Origin of the sequence: Halobacillus sp. B23F22_5, from assembly GCF_043497085.1 — a bacterium.
GTDB lineage: Bacteria > Bacillota > Bacilli > Bacillales > Halobacillaceae > Thalassobacillus.
In genome coordinates this window covers 1-22,949 of record NZ_JBIEKI010000004.1, presented here as the reverse complement: position 1 = coordinate 22,949, position 22,949 = coordinate 1, and the positions used below count along the sequence as shown (strand labels likewise).

The following is a 22,949-nucleotide window of genomic DNA, read 5'->3' as shown; positions in this document are numbered from 1 at the left end:
CAATCTATCAATAAAGTTGACTGACTTGTCTAAAAATTCCTTTTATTAAAGTGAATCTGTCATTTTTATGATAAAAAAAGCTGCCTCAAAAGAGGCAGCTTTCTCAATCTATTAATCTAAGATAGTAACTTCTACGTTTTTGACACCCCATGCAAGAGCATCAGAACGATTTGGGATGAATACGTCAATCTTATTCCCTTGGATAGCTCCGCCGATATCTCCGGCTACAGCTCGTCCATAACCTTCTACATATACTTCAGAACCTAGTGGAATGACATCAGGATCTACAGCGATAACTTTTTTGTCCGGGTTAGCGTTCAGGTCGATGCCTGTTGCTGTCACACCGGAGCAGCCTGTGCAGTTAGCTGTATAAGCAGTTGCGCTGACATTTATAGTTTGGCCTTCTACTGAGTTAGATGCTTGCTCTGTTTCTGTTGTTGTTTCTTTTGTTTCAGTGTTGCTTGTCTGTTCAACAGCACCTTTTAAGCTCAGTTGATCGCCAGGATAGATTAGATTAGTAGATATTTGGTTCCATTCTTTAAGTTCATTAACAGATACGCCATGATCTTGTGAAATTCCCCAAAGTGTGTCACCGGATTTAACAGTATAATAGTCGGCGCTTGAAACGGCCGGAGTAGCTCCTTCGTTAGAAACTGTCAATTTATCATTAGGATAGATTAGATTGGAGTCAAGGTTGTTCCAATCTTTCAATGAATTTACGGTCACGTTATACTCTTGGGAGATTCCCCAAAGCGTGTCGCCTTTGTTCACCACATATTCCCCATCGTGTGCCTGTGCTTGTACTGCTAGACCACCAGAGATTGTGGTTACGGCTGCTAATGATACTACTGTTTTCTTCACAGGAAAACCTCCTTAGAAAATTGGATTAATTTGCTTACAAACCCTAATTTAACATATAAGGGAAAAATGTGAAGAACAAAACAGTAACAATTATATTTCAGTAATAACATTAATATATCAATAAGATTACAATGGAAAATAATACAAAATAATAGTGTTATCACAATATGTAATAACACTATTATATAAATTCAATATTCTATTATTGTAAAGCTTTTAATTTTTGTTCTACTTTCGGATCCTGGATATATTCATCATAACTCATTTCTTCGTCTACAATCCCGTTCGGGGTCAATTCAATGATGCGATTTGCGATCGTTTCGATGAATTGGTGGTCATGAGAAGAAAATAAGATAGATCCCTTAAACTTGATTAACCCATTATTCAATGCCGTAATGGATTCTAAATCCAAGTGGTTGGTTGGTTCATCAAGAATCAAGACATTAGCCCCGCTCAGCATCATTTTAGACAGCATACATCTTACTTTTTCTCCACCGGAAAGAACACTCGCTTTTTTCAATGCTTCTTCCCCAGAGAATAACATCCGTCCAAGGAAGCCGCGCAGGAAAGTTTCCGTTTCATCTTCACGGGAATATTGACGCAGCCACTCGACCAGTGTTAAATCGCACCCTTCAAAGTATTTAGAGTTATCTTTTGGAAAGTAACTTTGAGAAGTTGTAATTCCCCACTTATAAGTGCCTTCGTCAGGCTCCATATCACCAGATAAAATCTGAAATAATGTCGTCTTAGCGATTTCATTCTCACCAACAAACGCGACCTTGTCATCTTTATTCAAGGTAAAACTGACATTATTCAATACTTTCTCACCATCAATAGTCTTGGATATTCCGTCAACCACTAATAGATCATTTCCGATTTCTCTGTCAGCATTGAATGCAATATAAGGATATTTGCGGGATGATGGCTGGATATCATCCAGTGTAATTTTCTCAAGCAGCTTTTTCCTGGAAGTCGCCTGTTTGGATTTCGAAGCATTGGCGCTGAATCTGGCGATGAACTCTTTTAATTCATTGATCTTTTCTTCTTTTTTCTTGTTTTGTTCGGCAGCCATTTTTTGTGCTAACTGGCTGGATTCATACCAAAAATCATAGTTACCGACATAAACCTGAATCTTACCGAAGTCTAAATCGGCAATATGGGTACAGACGTTGTTCAGGAAGTGACGGTCATGGGATACGACGATGACTGTATTCTCAAAATTGATCAGGAAGTCTTCGAGCCATTGGATTGCTTTGATATCCAAGTGGTTGGTCGGCTCATCCAAAAGCAGTACATCAGGATTGCCGAAGAGTGCTTGCGCCAATAGTACTTTCACTTTTTCTGAACCACTGAGGTCTTTTAACAGTTTTCCGTGTAATTCTTCACCGATTCCTAATCCTTTCAATAGACGGGCAGCATCTGATTCTGCTTCCCACCCATTCATTTCTGCAAATTCCCCTTCAAGCTCAGCAGCCTTGATTCCATCTTCATCAGAGAAATCAGGCTTCATATAGATAGCGTTTTTCTCTTCCATCACTTCATAGAGTCGTGCGTGACCCATGATGACAACTTGTAAAACCTCATACTCATCGTACTCAAAATGGTTCTGTTTCAATACGGCCATACGCTGTCCTGGTTTCATCGAGACGTCTCCAGTCTGCGCTTCGATTTCTCCGCTCAAGATCTTTAAGAATGTGGACTTCCCGGCTCCGTTGGCGCCGATAAGTCCGTAGCAATTACCAGGGGTGAACTTTATATTTACGTCTTCAAAAAGCTTTTGATCACCAAATCGAAGACTAACATTGTGTACATTGATCATTCATAAATCCTCCATATTTCAAAATTTATATCAGAAGAATTATATCATTGTTAAGCGTAAGATGATATATTTCCACCATTAATTCTCCTCTATGCTTATCTAATTATTTGATAAGCAAGGTTTCAAGTCTAATATGCCTGTATGGAGAGAAGACAACTTTTGTCGATTCTACAATCCGGAGCTCCCAGTTCCCAACAGGTTGACCATTCAACTATTCATAAAAAAAGCCACGCTTATTTCTTAGCGTGACCTTCCGAATTTTATTTATAATAAATACTGTTATTATCTACCACTTGAAGAACCTTCGTAGAGATGCTCATATCACTTTTGCATATCGGACAAGTCGGTGTTTCTTCAATTTTAAAATTATCCCTCATCCAACAATTACAGTCCTCTGAGTCACACACCCAAATCTTAGTCTCTTCTTTAATGATTTCCTCTTGATTCTTTTTACCGAATGCCATTGTATGCCTACCTCCTTTGAAAAATGGGAACCTATGTAAAAGAGACTGACTTTCTTAAAGCCAGTCCCTTTCTTTTCATATGTTTGTGCTACTATTATAGTTTAACTACATTTGCAGCTTGTGGTCCGCGGTTGCCTTCAGTGATTTCGAATTCAACTGCCTGGCCTTCTTCAAGTGTCTTGAAGCCTTCGCCTTCGATTGCACTGAAATGTACGAATACGTCGTCTTCACCTTGCACTTCGATGAAACCGAAGCCTTTTTCTGCGTTAAACCATTTTACTGTACCATTTTTCATTCTTTGGTCCTCCATTGTTTCATAAAAATTAATATGGACTTCATAAAAAATCACATATTATAAAAAGTATCAGATGAAACATCGATCACTCTTTATAATAGGTGATTTTTGTCTTTCATACTTTTCTAACTTTCCATATTTAAAGTATTAAAATTATATTTTTATGTTACTATAATTTGCTTGATAAGTCAAGATGAAGGCCCAAATCACCTCCGCTTTTTCCAGTTTATGCAATCTGCTTCCTTTTTATTCAAAAAAATCACATCGGTTTTATAATACCGCATGCAAGTCGTTTGCCAGCGTCGCCCGCAGGCTGCGTTTGATAGTCATCCGGACTTTCATGAATAATCACCGTTTTATTAAGGATATCGTCTATTGTAAACCGATTGGTAAAGAACATCATTTGTGCAAAGCCATCATTAGAAAACAGGACAGGAAAATCTCCGGCATGATTGCCATGCGGCTGATTGTCTGGGTTCCAATGCCCGCCTGCCGCTTCAAAAGGACTTTTTTGATCACCTACTTCACAGGATCCATTTTCATGGATATGAAATCCATGCGGGCCGATTTGTTTCTTTCCATTTCCACCTGGCTGATACTTTGGCAGTCCTTGGAATTGGACAAACACCTCTACTCCATACGGTAATTCATAAAAGTTAACATCGCCTTTCAGCTCTTTAGCCAATGGTCCACCTTCAAGTTTGGCATGAGCGCGCTTACCAGGCTGCTGCTGCCGGTATGGGACAGGATAGTAATACGTGTAATAAGGATACTGATAATAATACATATGGAAACCACCTCTCCTCTGCTTTCCTCTAATCACCTTATTCGCAGGAATGCCAAATTATGTATCTGAATGCATGGCATCTTTGTTTACAAGCCATTAGGGCTATGCTACACTCCTCTTATGCTTCATCATGTTCATCAAAGGAGAGATAAAATGAATAAAAAGTTACTGACGATCATGTTCGGGATCGTATTGGTTCTTGGACTCGCGGCATGCAGCGGCGGAGACAAAGAATCCGGCCAAGGCGAAAGCAAGGAAGGCAAAGATGGTAAAACAGAGGAAAAACAAGAGAAAAACGCCGAAGAAAGCAGCAGCGATATTCCAGACCCAGTAGCCGTCGTCAATGGTGAAGAGATTTCAAAAGACAGATTCACCCAACAATACGAGGCAATGAAACAACAATATGAACAAATGGGTATGAATGTAGACGAAAATAAAGAACAGCTACAAAAAAGCATCGTTAACTCTTTAGTGGATTCTGAACTTCTCGTACAATATGCAAAAAAATCCGGTATTAAAGTCGACGATAAAAAGGTCGAAAAGAAATACGAAGAAATAGAGAAACAAATTGAATCCGAGGAACAAATGCAGGAATTCTTAAAAATGAACAATATGTCTTCTAAAGATGAGTTGAAACCAAGAATCAGAGAAAGTCTTCAAGTTGAAAAATATGTAGAAGAAAATACAGAGCAAGCAGAAGTAACCGAAAAAGAATTGAAAGCTGAATACGATAAAATGGTCAAGCAAATGGAACAGCAAGCAGAACAATCAGGCAAGGAACAAGAGATTCCTAAGTATGAAGATGTTAAACCACAAGTAGAACAACAGTTAAAGAAATCAAAAGAACAAGAACAAATCACCAAACTAGTAGAAAAACTACGTGATGACAGTAAAGTAAAAATCAATATTTAATTACAAAAGACGCCTGAAGCACTTTCAGGCGTCTTTTTTGTGTTGACTAGGAAATTATAAAATTTAATGATTGTGGATACCATTTTGCAGTGGGCTACATCTAGCTCCAGCGCCTACCCCCTCGAGGTCTTAAGTCAATCCTCTCTGTGACAAAGAACGTCACGGCGAGGCTTGTCTTAAGCTTGTCGGGGGTGAGCAAGGCGCTTGCGCTTTTGTTCTGTTTAATAGAGTTTATTTAGCTGTTCTTTTTTATTTCTTAAGCCTTCGATATCCAGTGGATGCTCGAGGTTGTAATTCAACCCGTCATAGTAGTCACTAATTTCATTGTTCTTATCTTGTTTAAGTGCTGTGACGATTTCTTCCCACTGAGGAAGATACAGTCCATGCAACTCCCGTTCAGCGTCTTCCAATTGACTCTTGATAACAGGGTCAACCGCTTCTTTGAAAGCTTCTTTCATCAGCTCTTTCTCATTCTGTTCAAAAAATTTCTTCGTCCCTTTGAAACTTTGCAATAACCTGGCCGTTTCATTGCTATCAAGATTGACAATGAAATTGAACGTAGGATGCTGAAGCTCCTGCGTTTCTGGTTCACTCAGCTCAAAGCTTTTTCTTATTTCTTGCAAACGACGTTGCAAATCCTGGTTTAATTGCATCAATGAATCATTTAAAAATCCCTCTATTCTCAGGGAGACAGCTCGCAGTTCCTGATTCAGTTCATAACTGACTTCCTGGAACAATGATTCTGCTGCCATTTCCAATTGCATTTTCGCTTCTTTACCGCTCCCTTTAATCGTAGCAGGATTAAAATGATGCTTGAAATAATCATTGAAGTTCAAGAGCATGCGTTGATGGATATAATACACTTGTTTTTCTGTTTTTTGCTCTATCCTAGTATGATATGGCGCATAATTGAAGCTGCTAAGGACTTCCAGCATTTCTGTCTTATCCTGGTTATTCACTTCAATCTTCTGCTTACGAGCCGATTGATCAAGACTTGCATCAGCTATGATCGTGTCCATCCTGCTTTTTGCACGGGTGAAATCATGCTCGATAGACCGAATCAAAACCTCAGGCAGGTCCCTGTCAATAAAGGTGTAGAAACGTTTTTCAAAGTTCGCAAATCCTTCCCTTGCCTTTTTAACAAGGGCATCCTTGTCCTCCCCCTCCCTTAACGCAAATAGACTGGAGACAGGGAAGAGTTGTGGTTTCCTTATTTGAAAACGCAGCAGCTGCTCTTCCATATAAGTGAGCACACTATCGAGTTCCTCTTCAGAATGAGCAAGGTCTGCTGCATTGATAAGGAAAAACATCTTATCCATACTAAAGGCATCCTTGACTCTTCCAAGCTGAGTCAGGAAGCTTTCATCCGCTTTGGAGAAAGGATGGTTATAATAGGTGATGAATAATATCGCATCCGCGTTACGGATATATTCGAAAGCAACATCTGTATGTCTGGCATTGACGGAGTCCGCTCCAGGTGTATCCACTAATGTGATTCCTTTTTGAGTGAGAGGACAATCATAATGGACTTGCATCCATTCCACAAAGCAAGATTTCTTTTCATCTGCTACATAACCCGGAAATTCTTCTAATCCGATAGTCAACTGTTTACCGATTTTATCCTCAGCTGCTTTATATCCCTCTAACACCGCATATACAAAAGAGCGTTGTTTATGCTCCAATGGCTGGAAATCCTTTTCTTCCAGAGCAGCAAACTTATTCACTAAGGCTGGTAATTTGTTTTCTTCTATTCCAAGAATGCTGGCAAAGGCCTGCAGGTCTTCTGCCATTTGCGATTCTGTTTTCATTTTGACTAAAATGCTTCCATGAGGATGTTGCTCACTTGGAGGAGCAATTTTGTTAATCGTCGCTGTCGTAGGATTTGGTGATACCGGCAATAGCTTTTCTTTCATCAAGGCATTAGCAAAAGAAGACTTACCGGCACTGAAGGCACCGAATAAAGCGACTGTGAATTCCTGATCTTTCAGACGTTTTCGCTTATCTGTCAACTGGGCTGCTAACTCTTGAAAACCTGGAGTATCCTCGATCGTATCCACGACCTGGGCGATCGTTTTTAGTGTTGCATCCTTATCAATAGTAACCTGTTGCCCCTCATCCGTTGTCTGCGGTACAACTTCATCCTGTTCAGGAGTTTCTTTTGGTTGTTTGCTGGTTAGGAAGGTTTCCTGTACCTCAACATTCGTTTCCCTCTCTTTCAGCCTTCCCTGGATCCGATGCAACAGTCCGTCATCCGAAGAATCATTTTGGAAAGCTGTCCATAACTGGGCGCGGTAATTTTCAATCTCTTTCTCTAAGTCCTCGATTGCATCACGATATTGCTGAATTTGATCCAGTAATTGACGTTCATCCTCAAATGATGCCATTTTTGTATTTGCGTCTTCATTTATTCCTTTTTTAATGGTTTCCCATAATTCTTTGACATAAGACTTATAGACACGCTTGACATCATCAGCAACTTTATCGGTATATACCAACACATACTGGCCAGTCACTTTGGCTCCTGGTTCAATCAGTTCTTCCAACCGCTGTTCCGGATAGTGGACATCCATTTTCTGTATCTTATCTGTCACTTGGGAATAAGCGACAGGGTAAGCTTCTACAACTTCCAACAGCCGATCCCGCAACGGCCATTTCAAGTTTTTTTCTACGACCTTCATCAAATGGCTATAAAAAGCTTGTTTCCGTTGGTCGCGCTCCTCTTCCGTCTTTTTCTTTGTAAACATTAAACCAACTTTGAAACCTGGCTGCATCGCTTCTAAATACCGCTCGGCATCTTCTCTTAATGTTGTCGGCATCAAATAAGCATTTTTAAAAAGGGAAAGTACTCGTTCCTGATAAAAAGATTCCGCTTGATCTTCCCTTGTCGATAACTCTTGAAGTTCTGCTTCCACACCTTCACTGTGTTCCTGATCGTCCATCGCTGCCTTTAACTCTTCGATACGATCGGATAAGTCAGCCTTTTCATCTTCGTTTTCCTCAGCAAGCTGATCGACGCTTTCTTCGATGATTAAGGAAGCGTTACGGAAAATACTTTCTGCCCGCTCCCCTTCTTCCAGCTGGTAGATATCTTGAAGGTGTGTTTTTAACTGCGGCAGTTCATTAATCGATAAGTCGGGCTTCATCAAAGATGTGTAGAATATTTTCTCAGGGCTCAAGTTCCAGTCTTCAAGCGCCTGGCTGACACTGGTTTTAAAGTCCTGGAATGATAATTCCTCATCCTGATGTTTATCGACCTGATTAATGATGATGGAAAACGGAAGTCTGTTCTTTTGCATTTCCTGCAAAAATGACAGGTTCACTTCTGATTGCACATGATTGTAATCCATGACATAGTACATGTAATCCATTAAATGAAGAGAAGACTCAGTTATGACCCTGTCTGCATCATTGGTAGAATCAACGCCCGGGGTATCAATGAGGGTGACATGCTCAGGAAGATTTGTATCACGCTGACTAATTTCTAATGAAACGATTTCATCACCGTCTTTACAAAGCGCTTGAATCGTTTTCATGTCAGACTTTCCGGGATAATGGACCGGGCGCTCTTTCCGGTAAAAAACACGCGTGTAATCGTCACCTGAATGAAGTTTGACAACATTGGCACTGGTTGGTATCGGACTGGAAGGGAGAATATCATCTTCTAACAGTGTATTGATCATTGTCGATTTTCCAGCAGAAAAATGTCCTGCAAAACCAATCATCAACTGTTTCTTTTCCCATTTACCGATCAAATCCAATACCTTTTCCGCATGCTTATCTTTATCCTGACGATTTAATTCATGATATAAACCACTCAATCGTAGTGCTTCTTTCGTAAGCTGACTGTCTTTCGTAGTTACATTCATGGCTGGGACTCCTTTATATCTGGCAGATACTCTGTTATTTTGTCGTTATTCTTGTTATATATTGTAGCAGGAGCAAGGCTCTATGAATAGTGTTACCTACATCTTAGCTGGCGCCTGTATCCCGAGTAATCTCAATCCTTCATTCAATACCGACTGTACCCCAAAAACGACTGGTAAGTATTCTTGATGATCGATGACTTTCACTTTCCCATAAAGTCTATTGAATGCTTGAGCCAGCTTCAGTAAATAATCCGCCATAATGGAAGGGGCTTTTTCATGATATGCTTTCTCAACAATAGCCGGGAATGCTGCTAGCTGTTTAAGTACTTTCCAGCTTTCATCATCCTCCAGCCCCTGGACCAAAAGTGTGGGGTTCTCTTTTACTTTCTCCAATATCGAACAAGCACGTACATGAGAGTATTGGAGATAAGGCCCAGTTTCCCCCTCAAAGCTGGTCATCTGCTCAAGGGAAAATTCTACATCATGGAGACGATGATTCTTCAGATCATGAAAAATGACAGCTCCCGCTCCGATTTGCTGTCTAATCGCTTCCTTGTCTTTCAAAGCTGGGTTTTTCGCATCCATTTGTTCAGTAACAAGCAGCTCTATTTCATCCAATACCTCTTGAAGCAGGATCACTTTCCCTTTCCTTGTCGACATTTTCTTGCCATCTTTCAAAATCATTCCAAAAGGGACATGGACGATGTCCTCCGCCCATTCGTATCCCATTTTAGCCAATACAGCTTTAAGTTGCTGAAAGTGAATGGTCTGTTCACGTCCGACCACGTATAGCGAAGCATCAAAATCGTAGGTTTCTTTCCGGTAAATAGCTGCCGCTAAATCTCTTGTCGCATAAAGGGAAGAACCATCTGATTTTTGAATCAAACAAGGAGGCAGATCATATTCATCCAGTTGGACAACCATGGCTCCTTCAGACTCTTCCAATAAGTTCTTCTCCTGCAACAGTTTAATCACCCGCGCCATCTTATCATTGTAAAACGCTTCTCCGTGATAACTATCAAAATCTACGTGTAATCGATTGTAAATCGTCTTGAAATCTTTTAATGACTCATCCCGAAACCATAACCATAAATCTAACGCTTTGGGATCACCCGTTTCTAATTTCTTGAACCAGGCTCTCCCTTCTTCGTCTAACTCCGGGTGTTTCGCTGCCTCATCATGAAATTGGACATAAAGACGAAATAATTCCTGAATGGGGTTCTGTTTTACTGTCTGCTCATCCCCCCATTCCGAATAGGCATACAGCAGCTTCCCGAACTGGGTTCCCCAATCTCCAATATGATTGATTCTGGTCACCTGATTTCCCAGCTTTTCAGCAAGAAGCCCGATTGAGTTGCCGATAACCGTCGAGCGGAGGTGCCCCATCGCAAAAGGTTTCGCTATATTAGGAGAGGAAAGATCAATGGTAATATGCCCATTCTTTTGCTGGTTTCCATAATCAGCTCCTGAAGCAATCATATTTTCCAGTATGTCCCTGCTTGCCATGACCCGGTTTAGCTTTACATTCACATACCCGCCGGCTGACTCGATTTGAGCGAACAGTGGATGCGAAAGCTTTTCAGCAAGCCCTTGTGCTATTTTCTGGGGAGGTGATTGGTACACTTTTGCTAACGTAAAACAAGGAAAAGAAAGGTCACCGTGCGTGTCTAATTTAGGAACCTCTATCAGTGCTTCTATTTCCTGATAAGATAAATCTCTGTTCAATTCTCCCTCTAATACAGTTGCCAGTGTCTTTTTTCCATACATGTGAATTCCCCCTTAAATAAAAATAAGACTCCCGTCTCTAACGTATAGAGACGGGAGTCTTCCCGCGGTACCACTCTTGTTAAGGGGAAAAATCAATATTCCCCTCCAGCTTGACGCTTTAACGCAGCGACACGATCAACTCTACTGTCATTCAAGTCAATATCTCGGAAGTCCGGTTCATCATCTGCTTTCAACCAGGCTCCCACCGTTCCTGGTTCGCTTTGTGTCTACAGCTGATTACTCTCTTCGTCATCGATTTCAAATATTTAGCAATGATTATACCTTAACTGAAAATTACTGCAAGCCTTTTATTTTTGTTCACTTGTACTCTTCTTAACGTAATTCCTGAAGCCATCAACCTGGAACTCTTCGACAAATAACTTTTCCAGATAGTTCATATAATCATCCGAAAGGCAGGATGCGGCGCCACGATGAATTTCCTCTGCATAGTGGAAAGGAGGAGAAAGATCGGACTTCTTATCAAGCACATAAAATGTCAACACATCCTTCAACTGCTTACCATCTTGTTTGATATCAACTACGGTAGGACGATAGTGACCCGCTTCGACCCCTTCACGTTTGAACAAATACTCTACGGCATCCAGCGGCGTCCTGTATAAGACTCCCTCAACATGGTTATCTGCTTCCATGATATCCGCTCTCCCGCCATCATGTACATGGTGGGAGAAAAGAAGGCGGTAACCCTCCAAGACCCCGCGCCCAAGTTTTTGATGGAAATAATGATCGACCCCTGCCAGTTTGAACCGCTCAGCATCCATACATGATCCATATGCAAAGTAAGTGACTTCATCTTTTTTTAATAATTCGTGGACCTTCCAATCGCCATACAAGATTTCGGTTTCAGCCATTTCTTTTCTTTTAGGCGATAAATAATAAACATAAGCCTGATAGTTGCCCAGATCTGTCTCTACTTCTTTTATCTTTCTATCATATAAATTATCCTCGCCGTCTTCCTGGAAGCCTTCGAGTTCATCTACGATTGCGAGGGTTGCTTCATCCACTTGATACAATTCCCCAAAAACAACCGCATCTTCCTCCAATAACACCGGATAATAACTTGGCCCTTCATACAATCTCCCGGTAGTACTTGCTTGTTCTGACACGAGTTCTGCATGGTTTAGATGAAAATGGTTCGGCTGATGTTTGCGTAAGGTACCATAAACGAATAAATGATAGAGCATTATGCTTTCCTCCTTTTCTGCAAATCTCTATAGCTTAATAGACTATATGCTGATGTTGTATCCCTGACACCTCGTAGTACTGCCTGCTCTACAACTTTTGCTGCGAGCAATCCAATGGTATTGACATCCGCTTCTACCTCACCGGTAGCCATCAAAAATAGGCTGTCCCCATCGATCAAGGTATGAGAAGGGCGCATCGTCCTGGCAAAACCATCATGGGCAATAGAAGCGATCTTATTTGCCTGAGCTTTTGATAACTTGGCATTTGTCATGATGACACCAATCGAAGTATTGCCGGAAAATCGATTGGGATCCGCTGTTTTTATTTGTTTTATTAATATATTTTCAGTAGAGAGCAATTCTAAACTCTCTTTTTCATACACCCCAGCTATCAGCTTACCGGTTTCAGGATCCATGATATCCCCAAAGCTGTTGACGGCGACTAATGCCCCGATTTGTATGTCTGCAGCTTGTAAAGCATAGCTTCCTATACCGCCTTTCATCGCCTGCTCGGGTCCTAAAACCTTTCCGATCGAGGCACCTGTACCTGCACCGAAATTGCCCGTTTTTATTTCATGGGAATCATAAGCATCCACGCACGCCTCATACCCCATAAGCTGATCGGGTCGCCTTTTGCTGTCACCGACTTGAAGATCGTAAAGAATTGCACCAGGAACAATCGGGACTCTTCCTGCTCCGGTATCAAATCCGATTCTTTTCTCCTCAAAAAAATCCATAATTCCCGAACCGGCCGCCAATCCGAATGCACTTCCTCCTGCTAAAAAAATGGCGTGGACGCTTTCAACCAGGTTCTCCGACCGCAACAGATCTGTTTCCCTTGTTCCTGGTGCGCCACCTCGCACATCTACCCCTCCGACCGCTCCTTTCTCACAAATTACAACCGAACATCCAGTTGCTGCTTTATGATCAGAAGCATGTCCGACTCGAAAACCATCTATGGAAGAAATATCGATCTCCCTCATGTTAACTGCCACCTCTCCTTGTCTCTTAGCATATTTTCAGATTACCGGAACAAACTATGTAAATAAACTATTTTGATGTTGGAGGAAACCACATGGATCATTTGATCGATCCCCATGAAGTTAAAGGCGGCGATGACGTCTATGTCATTTTGGGGAGCATACATAATCCTGCGCCTTGTGATATTAAGCCAGCAAAAATTATACAGTCTCCAGAAAACCCCCACATAAAATCTGTCTGCTTACAGAATAAATATTGTAGGATAGAAGACAACCATGTATTATTTAAGACTGAACAAGATGCCAGGAACTATTACGAAGAATTATTTGACTAGGCAGTTGTTTAGAGATTTTGAAAAGGTTATGGTATAAATGATAAAAAAAGTTGAATTTAGGGGGTAAAATATGGCTTTTGCACATATCATTGTACATGGGAGAGTACAAGGCGTAGGATTCAGATTTTCCGCGCAGCAACTAGCAACGGAACATAATATCAAAGGCTGGGTAAAAAATAATTCCGATGGCTCGGTAGAAATGGAAGCAGAAGGGGACAAACAGGACCTTGATGCTTTTGTCGAAGACATCCAAAAGGGACCCAGCCCTTATGCAAAAGTAGATCATATCGACATTACAACAGAGAATAATGAAAAAGGATATAAAAAATTCCAAATAAAAGAATAGCCGCTGCGTGTGCAGCGGCTATTCTTTTGCTTTATTACTTTTTAGCCTGAGATGGGCGTACAATCACTTCATTGACATTGACATAATCAGGCTGTGACACAGCGTAGGTAACAGCCCGTGCTATATCACCTGGTTCCAATGGAGTCATTTTTCGATTCTTGAAATTTTCAATGACTTCTTCATCCGTAATATGCTCGGTCAACTCTGTGGAAACAGCGCCTGGGGAAATATTCGTCACCCTGACCCCGGTTTTTGATAACTCTTTTTCCATTCCCATCGACAAGGCTCTGACCGCATATTTTGTTGCACTGTAGACAGAGCTGGAAGGAAATACTTCGTGTCCTGCTACTGAAGAAACATTGATGATATGCCCGCTTTCCTGTTCTAACATCGTAGGCAGTGCAGCGTGGACACCGAACAGCACCCCTTTTATATTGACATCGACCATTTTTTCCCACTCATCTACATGATCATTTTTTAAAAATGAAAGCAGCATGACACCGGCGTTATTAACGAAGACATCGACACTCCCGAATGCATCCTTGGCTTCAGCAACCAGTTGTTCAACTTCTTCGCGGTTTGTCACATCCGTTTCTACTGCTTTGATATGGACAGAATGTTTTTGCTGAATCTTTAAGGCGATTTCCTCTAAGCGTTCTTTTCTCCTGGCTGCCAGCACGATATTCGCTCCTGCTTCCGCCAGATGCATGGCGATTGCCTCTCCGATTCCACTGCTTGCACCAGTTATTATTGCGGTTTTATTTTTGATACCTGTCATGATAAGTTCCTCCTTTATTACAATACATCTACATATACGCATACCCTCATCTGGACTCTGGTATTCATAAAAACAAATACCATCTCAGATCATGCTTATCTTATTCAACATTAACGCCCTAATAATAAAGACGCGTTTGGTGATAAACGCGCCTGATTGTTGAAAATGATTAAACTGTTGTTTTTCCGTTAATAGATAGTAAAGCATTCCTGAAGACTATAAAGCTTATAAGCCATCTTTTAATATTCTCTCTTACTTATATCTGTTTAATATTTCTTCTGGAATATGACAATAATCATCTGGACACCTGGCTAACCTATCTTGATGCTCTTCTGCACTTTTAACATAGTTGGCAAGAGGTAATACTTCAACAACTATACGGTCATAATCATCTCTCTCACTAAGAAACACCTTCGCCTCTTTCAAGTGATCAGGATTTTCACTATATACTCCTGTTCTGTATTTCTCGCCAACATCCTGTCCCTGTTTATTCAAACTGTATGGATCAATGATTTCAAAGAAATACCCCATTAATTCTCTGATTGTTACAACCGCCGGATCAAATTCTGTTTTTACACATTCCGCATAGCCATCATAATCACCCTCAAGTGTATGACTGGTTCCATTAGCCCTTCCCGCTTCTGTAAACTTAACTCCAGGTAAAGTTTTTATAAAAGCTTGTACTCCCCATAAACATCCACCTGCAAAGTATACTACTTCCATATTGACTCTCCTCTCTGTGTAACTTATGTTCCGGTTCATTCATATTCATTAGTAATATATAGCTTAATAGCAATTTAATTTTTAACGAGTATTTTTTGTAACCTAAACTTACGCATTAACCTACATTATGTAATACAATAACGTTTACTCAAGTATAAGAACAAATTCTTCTACTTCTTCGCCACGCGCATTGGAAAACCCACTGTCTTCACCAGAGATAGTAAAACTACATTTCTCCAATACCTTGAGTGACCTAATGTTGTCCTTGGCAACACGAGCATAAAGCGGACGAATGGTAACGTGTTTTAAAAATTCCCTTAAAGCAATGGTAGCTATTCCTCTTCCCCAATATTCTTTTCCTATCCAGTAGCTGACCCCTGGTACGCCGAACTGCTCGAAACACAGAATGTTTCCAGCAACATTATTTTGAACAGTGATCGTTCTCTTGATGATGTCTTTATCTGCCAGAATTTTATTCCAGTGAGTTAAGAAGCTGTTCCAATCCCCCGGGTCCTTACTCGTAAATGCCGCCATATGATTTGCATCCTGATCCTGCTGGTGTTTGAAGAAAACCGGAAGATCGTCTTCAATTACGTTTCGAAGCATGATATTGCTCACCAAAATTTCCCCTTTGTATTTTACTAGTTTTAATAAACATATTTCACGTTAAGAGAAGACTGGAACAAAAGATAATACATCAAATAAACATGGTTCCAGCTTTCCCCCTAAAATGTAACAATCACCCACCTTACCAGGAAGACTCGATATCATGTACAAGTTCAGGCAGGTCACCATGAAATAAATGCCCGTAGTACTTGAAGGTCCTAGTCTTCGCGTGTGGAAGCTTATAGGCATAGTGTTCAAAATGACTAAAAGGGACCACTTTATCATTACGGCTATGATAAAGATAGATTTGTGAGATTTGAGGAAGTGTTGAAGCAAAATCATCAGAGAGTTCAAATTCTTTAGATGGCCACTCTTTATCCAAGCCCCAGTAGGGCGTTCCCATCACAATTAAGCCAGAGATGGATAAGTCACAATATTCTTCTGAGAGATATTTTAATAGGACAGAGCCACCAAGTGAATGGCCGATCAGAATTACATTACCCTTCAATTCAGAAAGTTTCTCTTTCAGTACGTCCTTCCACAGAGCATAACTCGGGTTTTCAGGATCTGGCATGGCAGGAGAGAAAAAGTGGTAATCCGCACTAATAGATTTTTGTAAGTAGGCGATTATGTGACTACTTCCTTGCTTCCCTTCCTGAGGACCTGCACTGTGAATAAACAACACTTGCTTTTTCAAATATTAACCTCCTTACTGAGGGAGAAATAGGAAGATGAAAGTGATTATGCAATATTTAACTTTTGTTCTTGTTTGATTAACGATTTCCCCTCAACATTTATTTGCTCGCAAGCTCTAAAATAATCTCTTATGGACACGTTTCCCCTAGCACTTCAAGTCTAGGGTATGAAGCAGGAGGTAGAACATTTACAATTACACCTACATAATCTATTCTATGAATCTACCTACCTCATACCTCCTATATAACTAAGTGTTACATATATGTCTCCTAAAAATTTCTTCTGGATTGCTTAAAACCTTTTCTTTTTTATTTCACAACCTGGCAGTATAAATGAAGACTTAATTTCAATATAATTTAACAAGAATCAGAATTTACCTGTTGAATTATTTTTGGTATTTCATTTAATTCATCAATAACATAGTCTGCTTCTACTGCATTCCATTGACGATCTCTTTTCCAAATACCTATCATTCCAACATCTTGCGCTGCCTTCACATCTTTCTCAGGATGATCCCCGATAAACACACATTCCTCCGGATAAACCTTAAGCCTTTCCGATGCTCTTTTAAAAATGATTGGATTGGGCTTTTTAACTCCTTCCCAATCCGATATAAGAATGGTATTTATGTAACCTTCAATTTCCAAAGCCTTTACGTTATCCATTTGAAACTGACCTTTTCCATTGGTTATGATACCAATAAGAAAGTTATCTTGTTTCAATTTCTCCAGCGTTTTCAAGAGTTTAGGGAACGGTACGCAAGTTTCTTTAAAGTAAGTTAAATAGTCCTCCAGTAGTTCCTCCCACGTGATTCCCTGAATAGAAAATTCATTTATTAATTGTTTGTACACCTTATCTTTCCACACATATCCACGACTATCTAGTTCAATGAACCTTCGCATGTACTCCTCTTTCGCGATATGATATAGAGACTCCTTCAATCGCTCATATTGTTCGGCTATAAAAACCTTTACTGATTCATCCCGGTTCAATAAAGTTCCATCGAAATCAAAAATAATTGCTTTAATAATATTAACTCCCTCTAATGGCTTTATTTCAATAATTTATATATACGTATACTTATAGAATAAAAGCCCCCGTTTGTTTACTTACAGTTCCACCTGATTGTGTAAAATGTTAAATGTGCCTGATTAATTTATAGATGAGTTAAAATATTGACTAGTTTCCCGAACGGATCTCTAACATAAAAACGCCGAACCCCCCACCGTTCTGTAGTTGGTCCATATACAATTGGAACTCCACTATCTTTTATACGAGTAAGAACTTCGTCCAGGTTATCAACTTCAATTGACAAATCAGGTACTGGTGTGCCAGATCCTCCCTCAGATAAAAAACTGATTTGCGTGGCCATTTTCTCATTAGATCCATAGGTTGCAATAAATCCAAGGTCCATTAATTGATCAAGTCCTAGTATTTTCTCGTAAAAGTGTTTTGCTTTGGAAGTGTCCTGCGTTTCAATATTTGCAACAATTCGCTTGACTTTCATTTCTACACCTCCATGGTATTTTGAAGTTTTAGTTTTCAAGTTACTCCACAAACTTGCCCTTATATAGAATAACTTCAGGATTACTGCTCCAGAAACCTTCATAAACTTTAGCGAAAAAGATACAAGTTGATCCATTCGACAAAAGAGCTTTTTAAAAACTTAAAACAGAACAAATATAAAAAAGCTGCGTTAGGACAACGCAGCTTTTTTATAATGTTATGAATCAATTACTTATCGAAGAATTTACGATTGATTTCGATGTATTCTTTTTCTTCTTCTGGTACTTCATCTTCCATGTAGATTGCTTCAACCGGGCAGACCGCCTCGCAAGCTCCACAATCGATACAGATACCTGGATCGATATAAAACATATCTTCTCCTTCGTCTATACAATCGACTGGACATACATCTACGCATTCAGCCGCTTTTTCATCCTTACATGGTGATGTAATGACAAATGCCAAGTGAATCTCCTCCTTTTATGTTGGTAAGTTCTATTTTAATTACATGTGTGATGTACATCACTCCATATAATATCTATTTGATACCATCATATTTAATTCCTGCTTATTTATGAGAAAAAATCGCTATTCTGTACTTTGAGGATGAGGGAGGTAGTCTTCCCATATCCGTTCTATTGTATAGTCCCCACCTTGCTTTTGTACAAGGAAAACATCGGGGTTACTGATGGCTTTCCAATGTTCGAACCCGATTTCCACATCGAATGTCTGTAACAGGAGCGCCAACAGATTTCCATGTGTGACTAAAGCTACGGCATCATGTTCTTCATCTTGCTCAATTTCCTGAAGCAACTGCTGGACCCTTGTTTTTGCTTCATTCGAAGACTCACCGCCGGGCATTTTAAAATCAAGATCTTTAAAAGTCTTTTCTAAATAATCCATGAAATCATCTAACGGTTCTTTACTTAAAATTCGTTCCTGGAGACGGTCATCAATTTCAATGGTCAGTCCTTTATTGGCAGCATAGGGCCTGATGGTTTCTACCGCTCGAAAGTATGGACTGGAGATCACTCGCTGGATCTCGGCTTTCTCTAGGAAATTAGCAAGCATTTGTGACTGCCTGATTCCTGACTTCGTTAAGGGAGAATCATGATGTTGTCCTTCCGTGGCACTATGCCGGATAAGAAATAACTTTTTCACCTCTGACCATCTCCTCATTTTACAGGTTATCTTTATTATGGAGGATAGAGACTATATTGACAAGGCGGCTTGCTATCCTTCTTGTTTTTGAAAGACACACCTTCCACGATGCCACGTTTCCTCGACCTCTATATCTTTCACTTCGCTATCTCCCACTGTTAACGGATTCTTATTTAGCAGGACAAAATCCGCCTGGAATCCTTCTTTTATTTTTCCCTTGGCGTGTTCCTGGTATTCAAGCTCTGCCGGAGTAACGGAAAAACTATGAAAGCTGTCGGATAGGCTTAACTTTTCCTGAGGCATCCAGCCTCCCTCAGGATTGCCATCTAAATCAGTCCGTGTCACAGCAGCATATACACTTTCTAAAGGATTTATGGTCCCAATCGGTAAATCGGAGCTTAATGTAATTGGGATGTGACTTTTGATCAGGCTATTGAAGGCATCACAGTAAGGGAGTAAATCTTCCGGCGTCCATTTGTCCTTATCCATCCACTCTTCCATTAGAAAAGAAGGCTGTGTTTCAATATAAGGCTTAATCTTTTTCATACGCTCGATCAAATCAGGGGCTTTACATTGGGCATGAATAATGCGATGGCGAAGCACTTTCGTTTTTGCTTCGGGCATTTCTAAAGCGGTGACTGCTTGTTCTACCGCACGGTCCCCGATGGCATGCATGGCGACCTGCATATTATTTTCGGCTGCAGTCTTGATCATACTATTCAATTGTTCCTGGCTGTAAATCAATACTCCATCTGTATCGGGTTTGTCAGGGTAAGGATTGCGCATAGCAGAGGTATGCAGGCGTTGCGTGCCGTCTAAAAAGATCTTGATCGCTCCTACTTTCACTTGTTCTGTCCCATCTCCGGTACGCATCGTATTTTCTTTTATAAATTCATCAAGATCGTTTTTGTCGAAGATATAGTGATGCAAATGGACATCAATAGGTAATTCCCCTTCTGATTCCAGTTCCGTGTAGGCTTGCCACAACTTTTCATAGGAACCAATAAAATTCAAGTCATCGGTGTGCAATGAGGTGATGCCATATTTTGATATGTGCGGAAAGGCTTTCTTCAATGCTTTTTTGGCATCCTCGACAGAACGACCCCAGAAGTGGCGTTTGATGTAATGGACAGCCGTATCCTTGAAACGGCCATTCCAGTTCCCATGTTCATCTGTTTCCTTGAAAATATCAGGTTCTTTCTTAAAATCTTCTTCTTCTTTTAATAGTTCTAAAGCTTTTCGGCTGATGACGCATTCATGACCATCCTGATGCATGAAATACATGTATTTTCCAGGAAAGATCTCTTCCAGATCATCTGCTGTCAGCAGCTTTTCAATATCTTCAAATGATCCATCATCAAACCCTTTTCCAAATATCCAATCATACTCTTCCATTTCTTTATAGTGGTTCTGGACAGCCTCTTTCATTTCCTGCCAGCTGGCGACTTCGGTCAAATCCAGTTCTTTTTTCAGGAGCCCATAGCGAAGTAAATGCATGTGGCTGTCATTAAAACCGGCTGTCACTACACGACCTTTGCCATCATGAACATCCTCCTGATCCCCCTGATAACGACCGTGTGCTAGGGAGATAATTGTTCCGTCCTCAATTTCCATATGGTATATCTCTTCGTCATTACTATAAGGTCGATAAATTTGAATATTATCAACGATCATCTTCTCATCCTTCCCTTTTTGCTATCCCGTTAAAATTACCCATAACCACAGCCTATAAAACATTACACACTTAAGTAAGAAATGTTACTAAATGAAACCATAGACTCATACATATAGGTGTAAAGGAGGGATACAAATGGGTGTGAAATTAATTAAGCTTTCGACTTTATATTTTTTGCTGGGGGCAGCACTTGGTTATGGTATGTCGATTTCCCATGATTATGCGCTTGCGCCTGTTCATGTCCACATCAATTTACTTGGCTGGACAGCGTTGACATTAGCTGGAATTGTATATTATTTATTTCCTTCAGCAGAGTCTTCCAGGCTAGGTAAATGGCACTTCTGGCTTCATAATATCGGCTTGCCGATTATGATGGGGTCACTCGCACTCATGATTGTCACACAGAATGAAGCATTAGGAACAGGTACTGCTATAGGAGCAAGCCTGGTGATGATCAGTGTGGTATTATTCACGATTAATGTCTGGAAAAATGTCAAACCAAAAAGCTAGACAGCACATGCTGTCTAGCTTTTTTATAAATTTAATTTAGCTTTGTTTGTTGAGTGCTTACTTAGTTGATTTCCTTGAAATAATCTTTGTAGAAGCCACCGATTCTTCCGGAATTATCAAGAATGAAATAAAATTCTTCCGTTTCATTTTTTACATCGTAGACTTTACCTGGTGTAAGTACTTTATCTACCACAAATTTTTCAGCATCATTATGCACACATTCAATTTGTTTAATCGTTTTGCTTGTTTCCCAGTTTTTATGGATCATGTTACCCCATCCTTTTTCCAGTTTATTTGTCTATGATATCGTTTTAGGTCGTCACGCTCAACTATTATTCGTTGCATACTGAAAAGGAATTTCATTTTCATATTTGATTCCTGTCCAGTCGACGGAGCATGTAATGCCAAGGACTGTCACTCCGTGAACCGCCGCTTGTTTCAAAGCCACACTGAAGGCTGGGTCAATATCATCCGCTGTTGTAATTGCAGTTACGTCATTCCGCTGAGCGACAAATAATATGGCAGTGTCCACTTCTCCCTCCTGCTGTATCTGCGTCAGTTCTTCCACATGTTTTTTTCCCCGTTTGGTGACAGCATCAGGAAACTTTCCTACATTATCTTCTCTCATGGTGACACTTTTAACCTCCAGTATCATCTTCCTGTTTCTGTTTTCAAGCAGGAAATCGAACCGTGAAGGTCCCATTGTATATTCTCTTTTTAGAAACTTATAATTTTTCAAGGAAGGAATCACTGAATTTTGTAACGCTTTTTCGACTAATTGATTGGCAAGCTGTGTGTTTAAAGAAACCATAGTATTCGTTATTTTATCTTCTATCATTACTGCCGACCAGGCTGTTTTTCTGTTCGGATCATCGTGATATCTCACAATAATGGCCGCTCCCTGTAATAATAAGCCAGTTAACCTGCCCGGATCAGGAAGATGCACACGAATGGTATGATCATTATCTTTTAACCGACAGTGTAAAATGAAACGATTAGGCCGTTCAAGGAAAACCGCTTCAAACAATCTATCCTGTTCAAACAGAACAAATGCTGGTTGCATGACATCAGCCACCTTTCTGCGTAACCGAGTAGGCGTCGCCATTACTGACCACGCCTCTCACAGAGCACACACGTGCGGACCTTCGCATGCGGCTCTTCCCATATATCTCTTTTAGAGATAACGTTCATCGTAAACAGATAAAAGACTCACCAGTCCAAGTTCTGAAAAGAACTTGTTATCTAGTGCTGCATGTACCATGGGACTCTTGGAACTTCGCCATGCAAACATGCGAATACCACGTAAACTTTCTTCCCTCCATCCCTTTCTTCTCAAAAGGCGATGGAGGTTCTTTACTTTACGCCAGCTTCTTAATTGAACCATTCTCAGCCTTCTTCTTATCCAACTATCCCACTCATCGAATTTGGTTTTCACATTCCCATATCGGAAGTAGTTTGCCCACCCTCGAAGATAGGGGTTTAGCTTTTCTTGGATAAGCGTCTGGATATCAACTGTCTGATTTCTTCGAGTAATCTCTTTCACTCTTTTCTTGAACTTTGCTTCTTTCTTTGGGTCTATTCTTCGAATATCTCCAATGAATTCATACCCTAGAAATGTGAATGGCTCTTTTTTCGCATCTACTACCTTGGTTTTTTCTTG

25 protein-coding genes and 1 other annotated feature are annotated in these 22,949 nt (G+C 40.3%); of the genes, 4 read left to right on the top strand and 21 right to left on the bottom strand.

The features are described 5' to 3' along the window. Nucleotides 1–111: 111 nt before the first annotated feature. The 5 genes from ACGTN9_RS07135 to ACGTN9_RS07115 form a co-directional block, all read right to left on the bottom strand. Nucleotides 112–861, bottom strand: coding sequence for a 3D domain-containing protein (locus tag ACGTN9_RS07135; protein ID WP_499591671.1), 750 nt, complete (start codon nt 859–861; stop codon nt 112–114). Nucleotides 862–1,063: 202 nt separating this feature from the next. After that, nucleotides 1,064–2,680 carry an ABC-F family ATP-binding cassette domain-containing protein gene (locus tag ACGTN9_RS07130; protein WP_499591670.1) on the bottom strand — a complete coding sequence of 539 codons (1,617 nt, stop codon included), beginning with the start codon at nt 2,678–2,680 and terminating at the stop codon, nt 1,064–1,066. Nucleotides 2,681–2,940: 260 nt separating this feature from the next. Beyond that, nucleotides 2,941–3,144, bottom strand: a complete 204-nt coding sequence (locus ACGTN9_RS07125; RefSeq protein WP_499591669.1) for a cold-shock protein — start codon at nt 3,142–3,144, stop codon at nt 2,941–2,943. 94 nt (nt 3,145–3,238) lie between these two features. Then, nucleotides 3,239–3,439: a cold-shock protein CspD gene (gene cspD, locus ACGTN9_RS07120; RefSeq protein WP_028782948.1), complete on the bottom strand. Its 201-nt coding sequence runs from the start codon at nt 3,437–3,439 to the stop codon at nt 3,239–3,241. 259 nt (nt 3,440–3,698) lie between these two features. Further along, on the bottom strand, nt 3,699–4,226 hold the full coding sequence (locus ACGTN9_RS07115; protein WP_499591668.1) for a superoxide dismutase family protein: 528 nt from the start codon (nt 4,224–4,226) through the stop codon (nt 3,699–3,701). Nucleotides 4,227–4,379: 153 nt separating this feature from the next. Here ACGTN9_RS07115 and ACGTN9_RS07110 point away from each other — a divergent pair, with 153 nt between their 5' ends. Further along, nucleotides 4,380–5,138 (top strand): SurA N-terminal domain-containing protein, encoded by a 759-nt coding sequence (locus ACGTN9_RS07110; RefSeq protein ID WP_499591667.1) that lies wholly within the window; start codon nt 4,380–4,382, stop codon nt 5,136–5,138. A 221-nt stretch (nt 5,139–5,359) separates the two neighbouring features. Here ACGTN9_RS07110 and ACGTN9_RS07105 read toward each other — a convergent pair whose 3' ends face one another. From ACGTN9_RS07105 to ACGTN9_RS07090, 4 genes are all read right to left on the bottom strand, one after another. Further along, nucleotides 5,360–9,004, bottom strand: coding sequence for a dynamin family protein (locus ACGTN9_RS07105; RefSeq protein WP_499591666.1), 3,645 nt, complete (start codon nt 9,002–9,004; stop codon nt 5,360–5,362). Nucleotides 9,005–9,100: 96 nt separating this feature from the next. After that, complete coding sequence (gene argS / locus ACGTN9_RS07100; RefSeq protein ID WP_499591665.1) at nt 9,101–10,771, bottom strand: arginine--tRNA ligase; 1,671 nt, start codon at nt 10,769–10,771, stop codon at nt 9,101–9,103. 43 nt (nt 10,772–10,814) lie between these two features. After that, nucleotides 10,815–11,033, bottom strand: a binding site (T-box leader). A gap of 46 nt (nt 11,034–11,079) precedes the next feature. After that, on the bottom strand, nt 11,080–11,973 hold the full coding sequence (locus ACGTN9_RS07095) for a gamma-glutamylcyclotransferase family protein (RefSeq protein ID WP_499591664.1): 894 nt from the start codon (nt 11,971–11,973) through the stop codon (nt 11,080–11,082). Beyond that, nucleotides 11,973–12,956 (bottom strand): P1 family peptidase, encoded by a 984-nt coding sequence (locus ACGTN9_RS07090; protein WP_499591663.1) that lies wholly within the window; start codon nt 12,954–12,956, stop codon nt 11,973–11,975. Before ACGTN9_RS07090 ends, ACGTN9_RS07095 begins: the two co-directional genes overlap by 1 nt. 92 nt (nt 12,957–13,048) lie before the next feature. On the opposite strand from ACGTN9_RS07090, the gene ACGTN9_RS07085 reads away from it, so the two are divergent. Both ACGTN9_RS07085 and ACGTN9_RS07080 read left to right on the top strand, forming a co-directional pair. Next, nucleotides 13,049–13,288 (top strand): transcriptional regulator SplA domain-containing protein, encoded by a 240-nt coding sequence (locus tag ACGTN9_RS07085; RefSeq protein ID WP_499591662.1) that lies wholly within the window; start codon nt 13,049–13,051, stop codon nt 13,286–13,288. Nucleotides 13,289–13,358: 70 nt separating this feature from the next. After that, complete coding sequence (locus ACGTN9_RS07080; protein ID WP_499591661.1) at nt 13,359–13,634, top strand: acylphosphatase; 276 nt, start codon at nt 13,359–13,361, stop codon at nt 13,632–13,634. 34 nt (nt 13,635–13,668) lie between these two features. Here ACGTN9_RS07080 and ACGTN9_RS07075 read toward each other — a convergent pair whose 3' ends face one another. From ACGTN9_RS07075 to ACGTN9_RS07035, 9 genes are all read right to left on the bottom strand, one after another. Next, nucleotides 13,669–14,412 (bottom strand): SDR family oxidoreductase, encoded by a 744-nt coding sequence (locus ACGTN9_RS07075; RefSeq protein WP_499591660.1) that lies wholly within the window; start codon nt 14,410–14,412, stop codon nt 13,669–13,671. A gap of 252 nt (nt 14,413–14,664) precedes the next feature. Next, nucleotides 14,665–15,135 (bottom strand): peptide-methionine (S)-S-oxide reductase, encoded by a 471-nt coding sequence (locus ACGTN9_RS07070; protein WP_499591659.1) that lies wholly within the window; start codon nt 15,133–15,135, stop codon nt 14,665–14,667. 144 nt (nt 15,136–15,279) lie between these two features. Continuing rightward, nucleotides 15,280–15,741, bottom strand: a complete 462-nt coding sequence (locus ACGTN9_RS07065) for a GNAT family N-acetyltransferase (protein ID WP_499591930.1) — start codon at nt 15,739–15,741, stop codon at nt 15,280–15,282. 142 nt (nt 15,742–15,883) lie between these two features. Further along, entirely contained in the window at nt 15,884–16,438 is a 555-nt protein-coding gene (locus ACGTN9_RS07060; RefSeq protein ID WP_499591658.1) for an alpha/beta fold hydrolase, read from the bottom strand. Nucleotides 16,439–16,793: 355 nt separating this feature from the next. Further along, on the bottom strand, nt 16,794–17,429 hold the full coding sequence (locus ACGTN9_RS07055; protein ID WP_499591657.1) for an HAD family hydrolase: 636 nt from the start codon (nt 17,427–17,429) through the stop codon (nt 16,794–16,796). Between the two features lie 164 nt (nt 17,430–17,593). Next, nucleotides 17,594–17,944, bottom strand: coding sequence for a VOC family protein (locus ACGTN9_RS07050; protein WP_499591656.1), 351 nt, complete (start codon nt 17,942–17,944; stop codon nt 17,594–17,596). 227 nt (nt 17,945–18,171) lie between these two features. Next, complete coding sequence (locus tag ACGTN9_RS07045) at nt 18,172–18,408, bottom strand: ferredoxin family protein (protein ID WP_499591655.1); 237 nt, start codon at nt 18,406–18,408, stop codon at nt 18,172–18,174. 123 nt (nt 18,409–18,531) lie between these two features. Continuing rightward, complete coding sequence (locus ACGTN9_RS07040; RefSeq protein ID WP_499591654.1) at nt 18,532–19,104, bottom strand: histidine phosphatase family protein; 573 nt, start codon at nt 19,102–19,104, stop codon at nt 18,532–18,534. Nucleotides 19,105–19,176: 72 nt separating this feature from the next. Next, nucleotides 19,177–20,778, bottom strand: a complete 1,602-nt coding sequence (locus tag ACGTN9_RS07035; RefSeq protein WP_499591653.1) for an amidohydrolase — start codon at nt 20,776–20,778, stop codon at nt 19,177–19,179. Nucleotides 20,779–20,914: 136 nt separating this feature from the next. Between ACGTN9_RS07035 and ACGTN9_RS07030 the strand changes: the two genes are divergently transcribed. Beyond that, nucleotides 20,915–21,289 (top strand): cbb3-type cytochrome c oxidase subunit I, encoded by a 375-nt coding sequence (locus ACGTN9_RS07030; RefSeq protein WP_499591652.1) that lies wholly within the window; start codon nt 20,915–20,917, stop codon nt 21,287–21,289. A 61-nt stretch (nt 21,290–21,350) separates the two neighbouring features. On the opposite strand, the gene ACGTN9_RS07025 is transcribed toward ACGTN9_RS07030, so the two are convergent. From ACGTN9_RS07025 to ACGTN9_RS07015, 3 genes are all read right to left on the bottom strand, one after another. After that, the gene (locus ACGTN9_RS07025) at nt 21,351–21,557 is read right to left on the bottom strand and encodes a DUF6501 family protein (RefSeq protein WP_499591651.1); all 207 of its coding nucleotides are present in this window, start codon (nt 21,555–21,557) and stop codon (nt 21,351–21,353) included. A gap of 57 nt (nt 21,558–21,614) precedes the next feature. Continuing rightward, complete coding sequence (gene sfsA, locus ACGTN9_RS07020) at nt 21,615–22,352, bottom strand: DNA/RNA nuclease SfsA (RefSeq protein WP_499591650.1); 738 nt, start codon at nt 22,350–22,352, stop codon at nt 21,615–21,617. 111 nt (nt 22,353–22,463) lie between these two features. Beyond that, the coding region (locus tag ACGTN9_RS07015) for a group II intron maturase-specific domain-containing protein (protein ID WP_499591649.1) at nt 22,464–22,949 on the bottom strand (486 nt) is incomplete at its 5' end.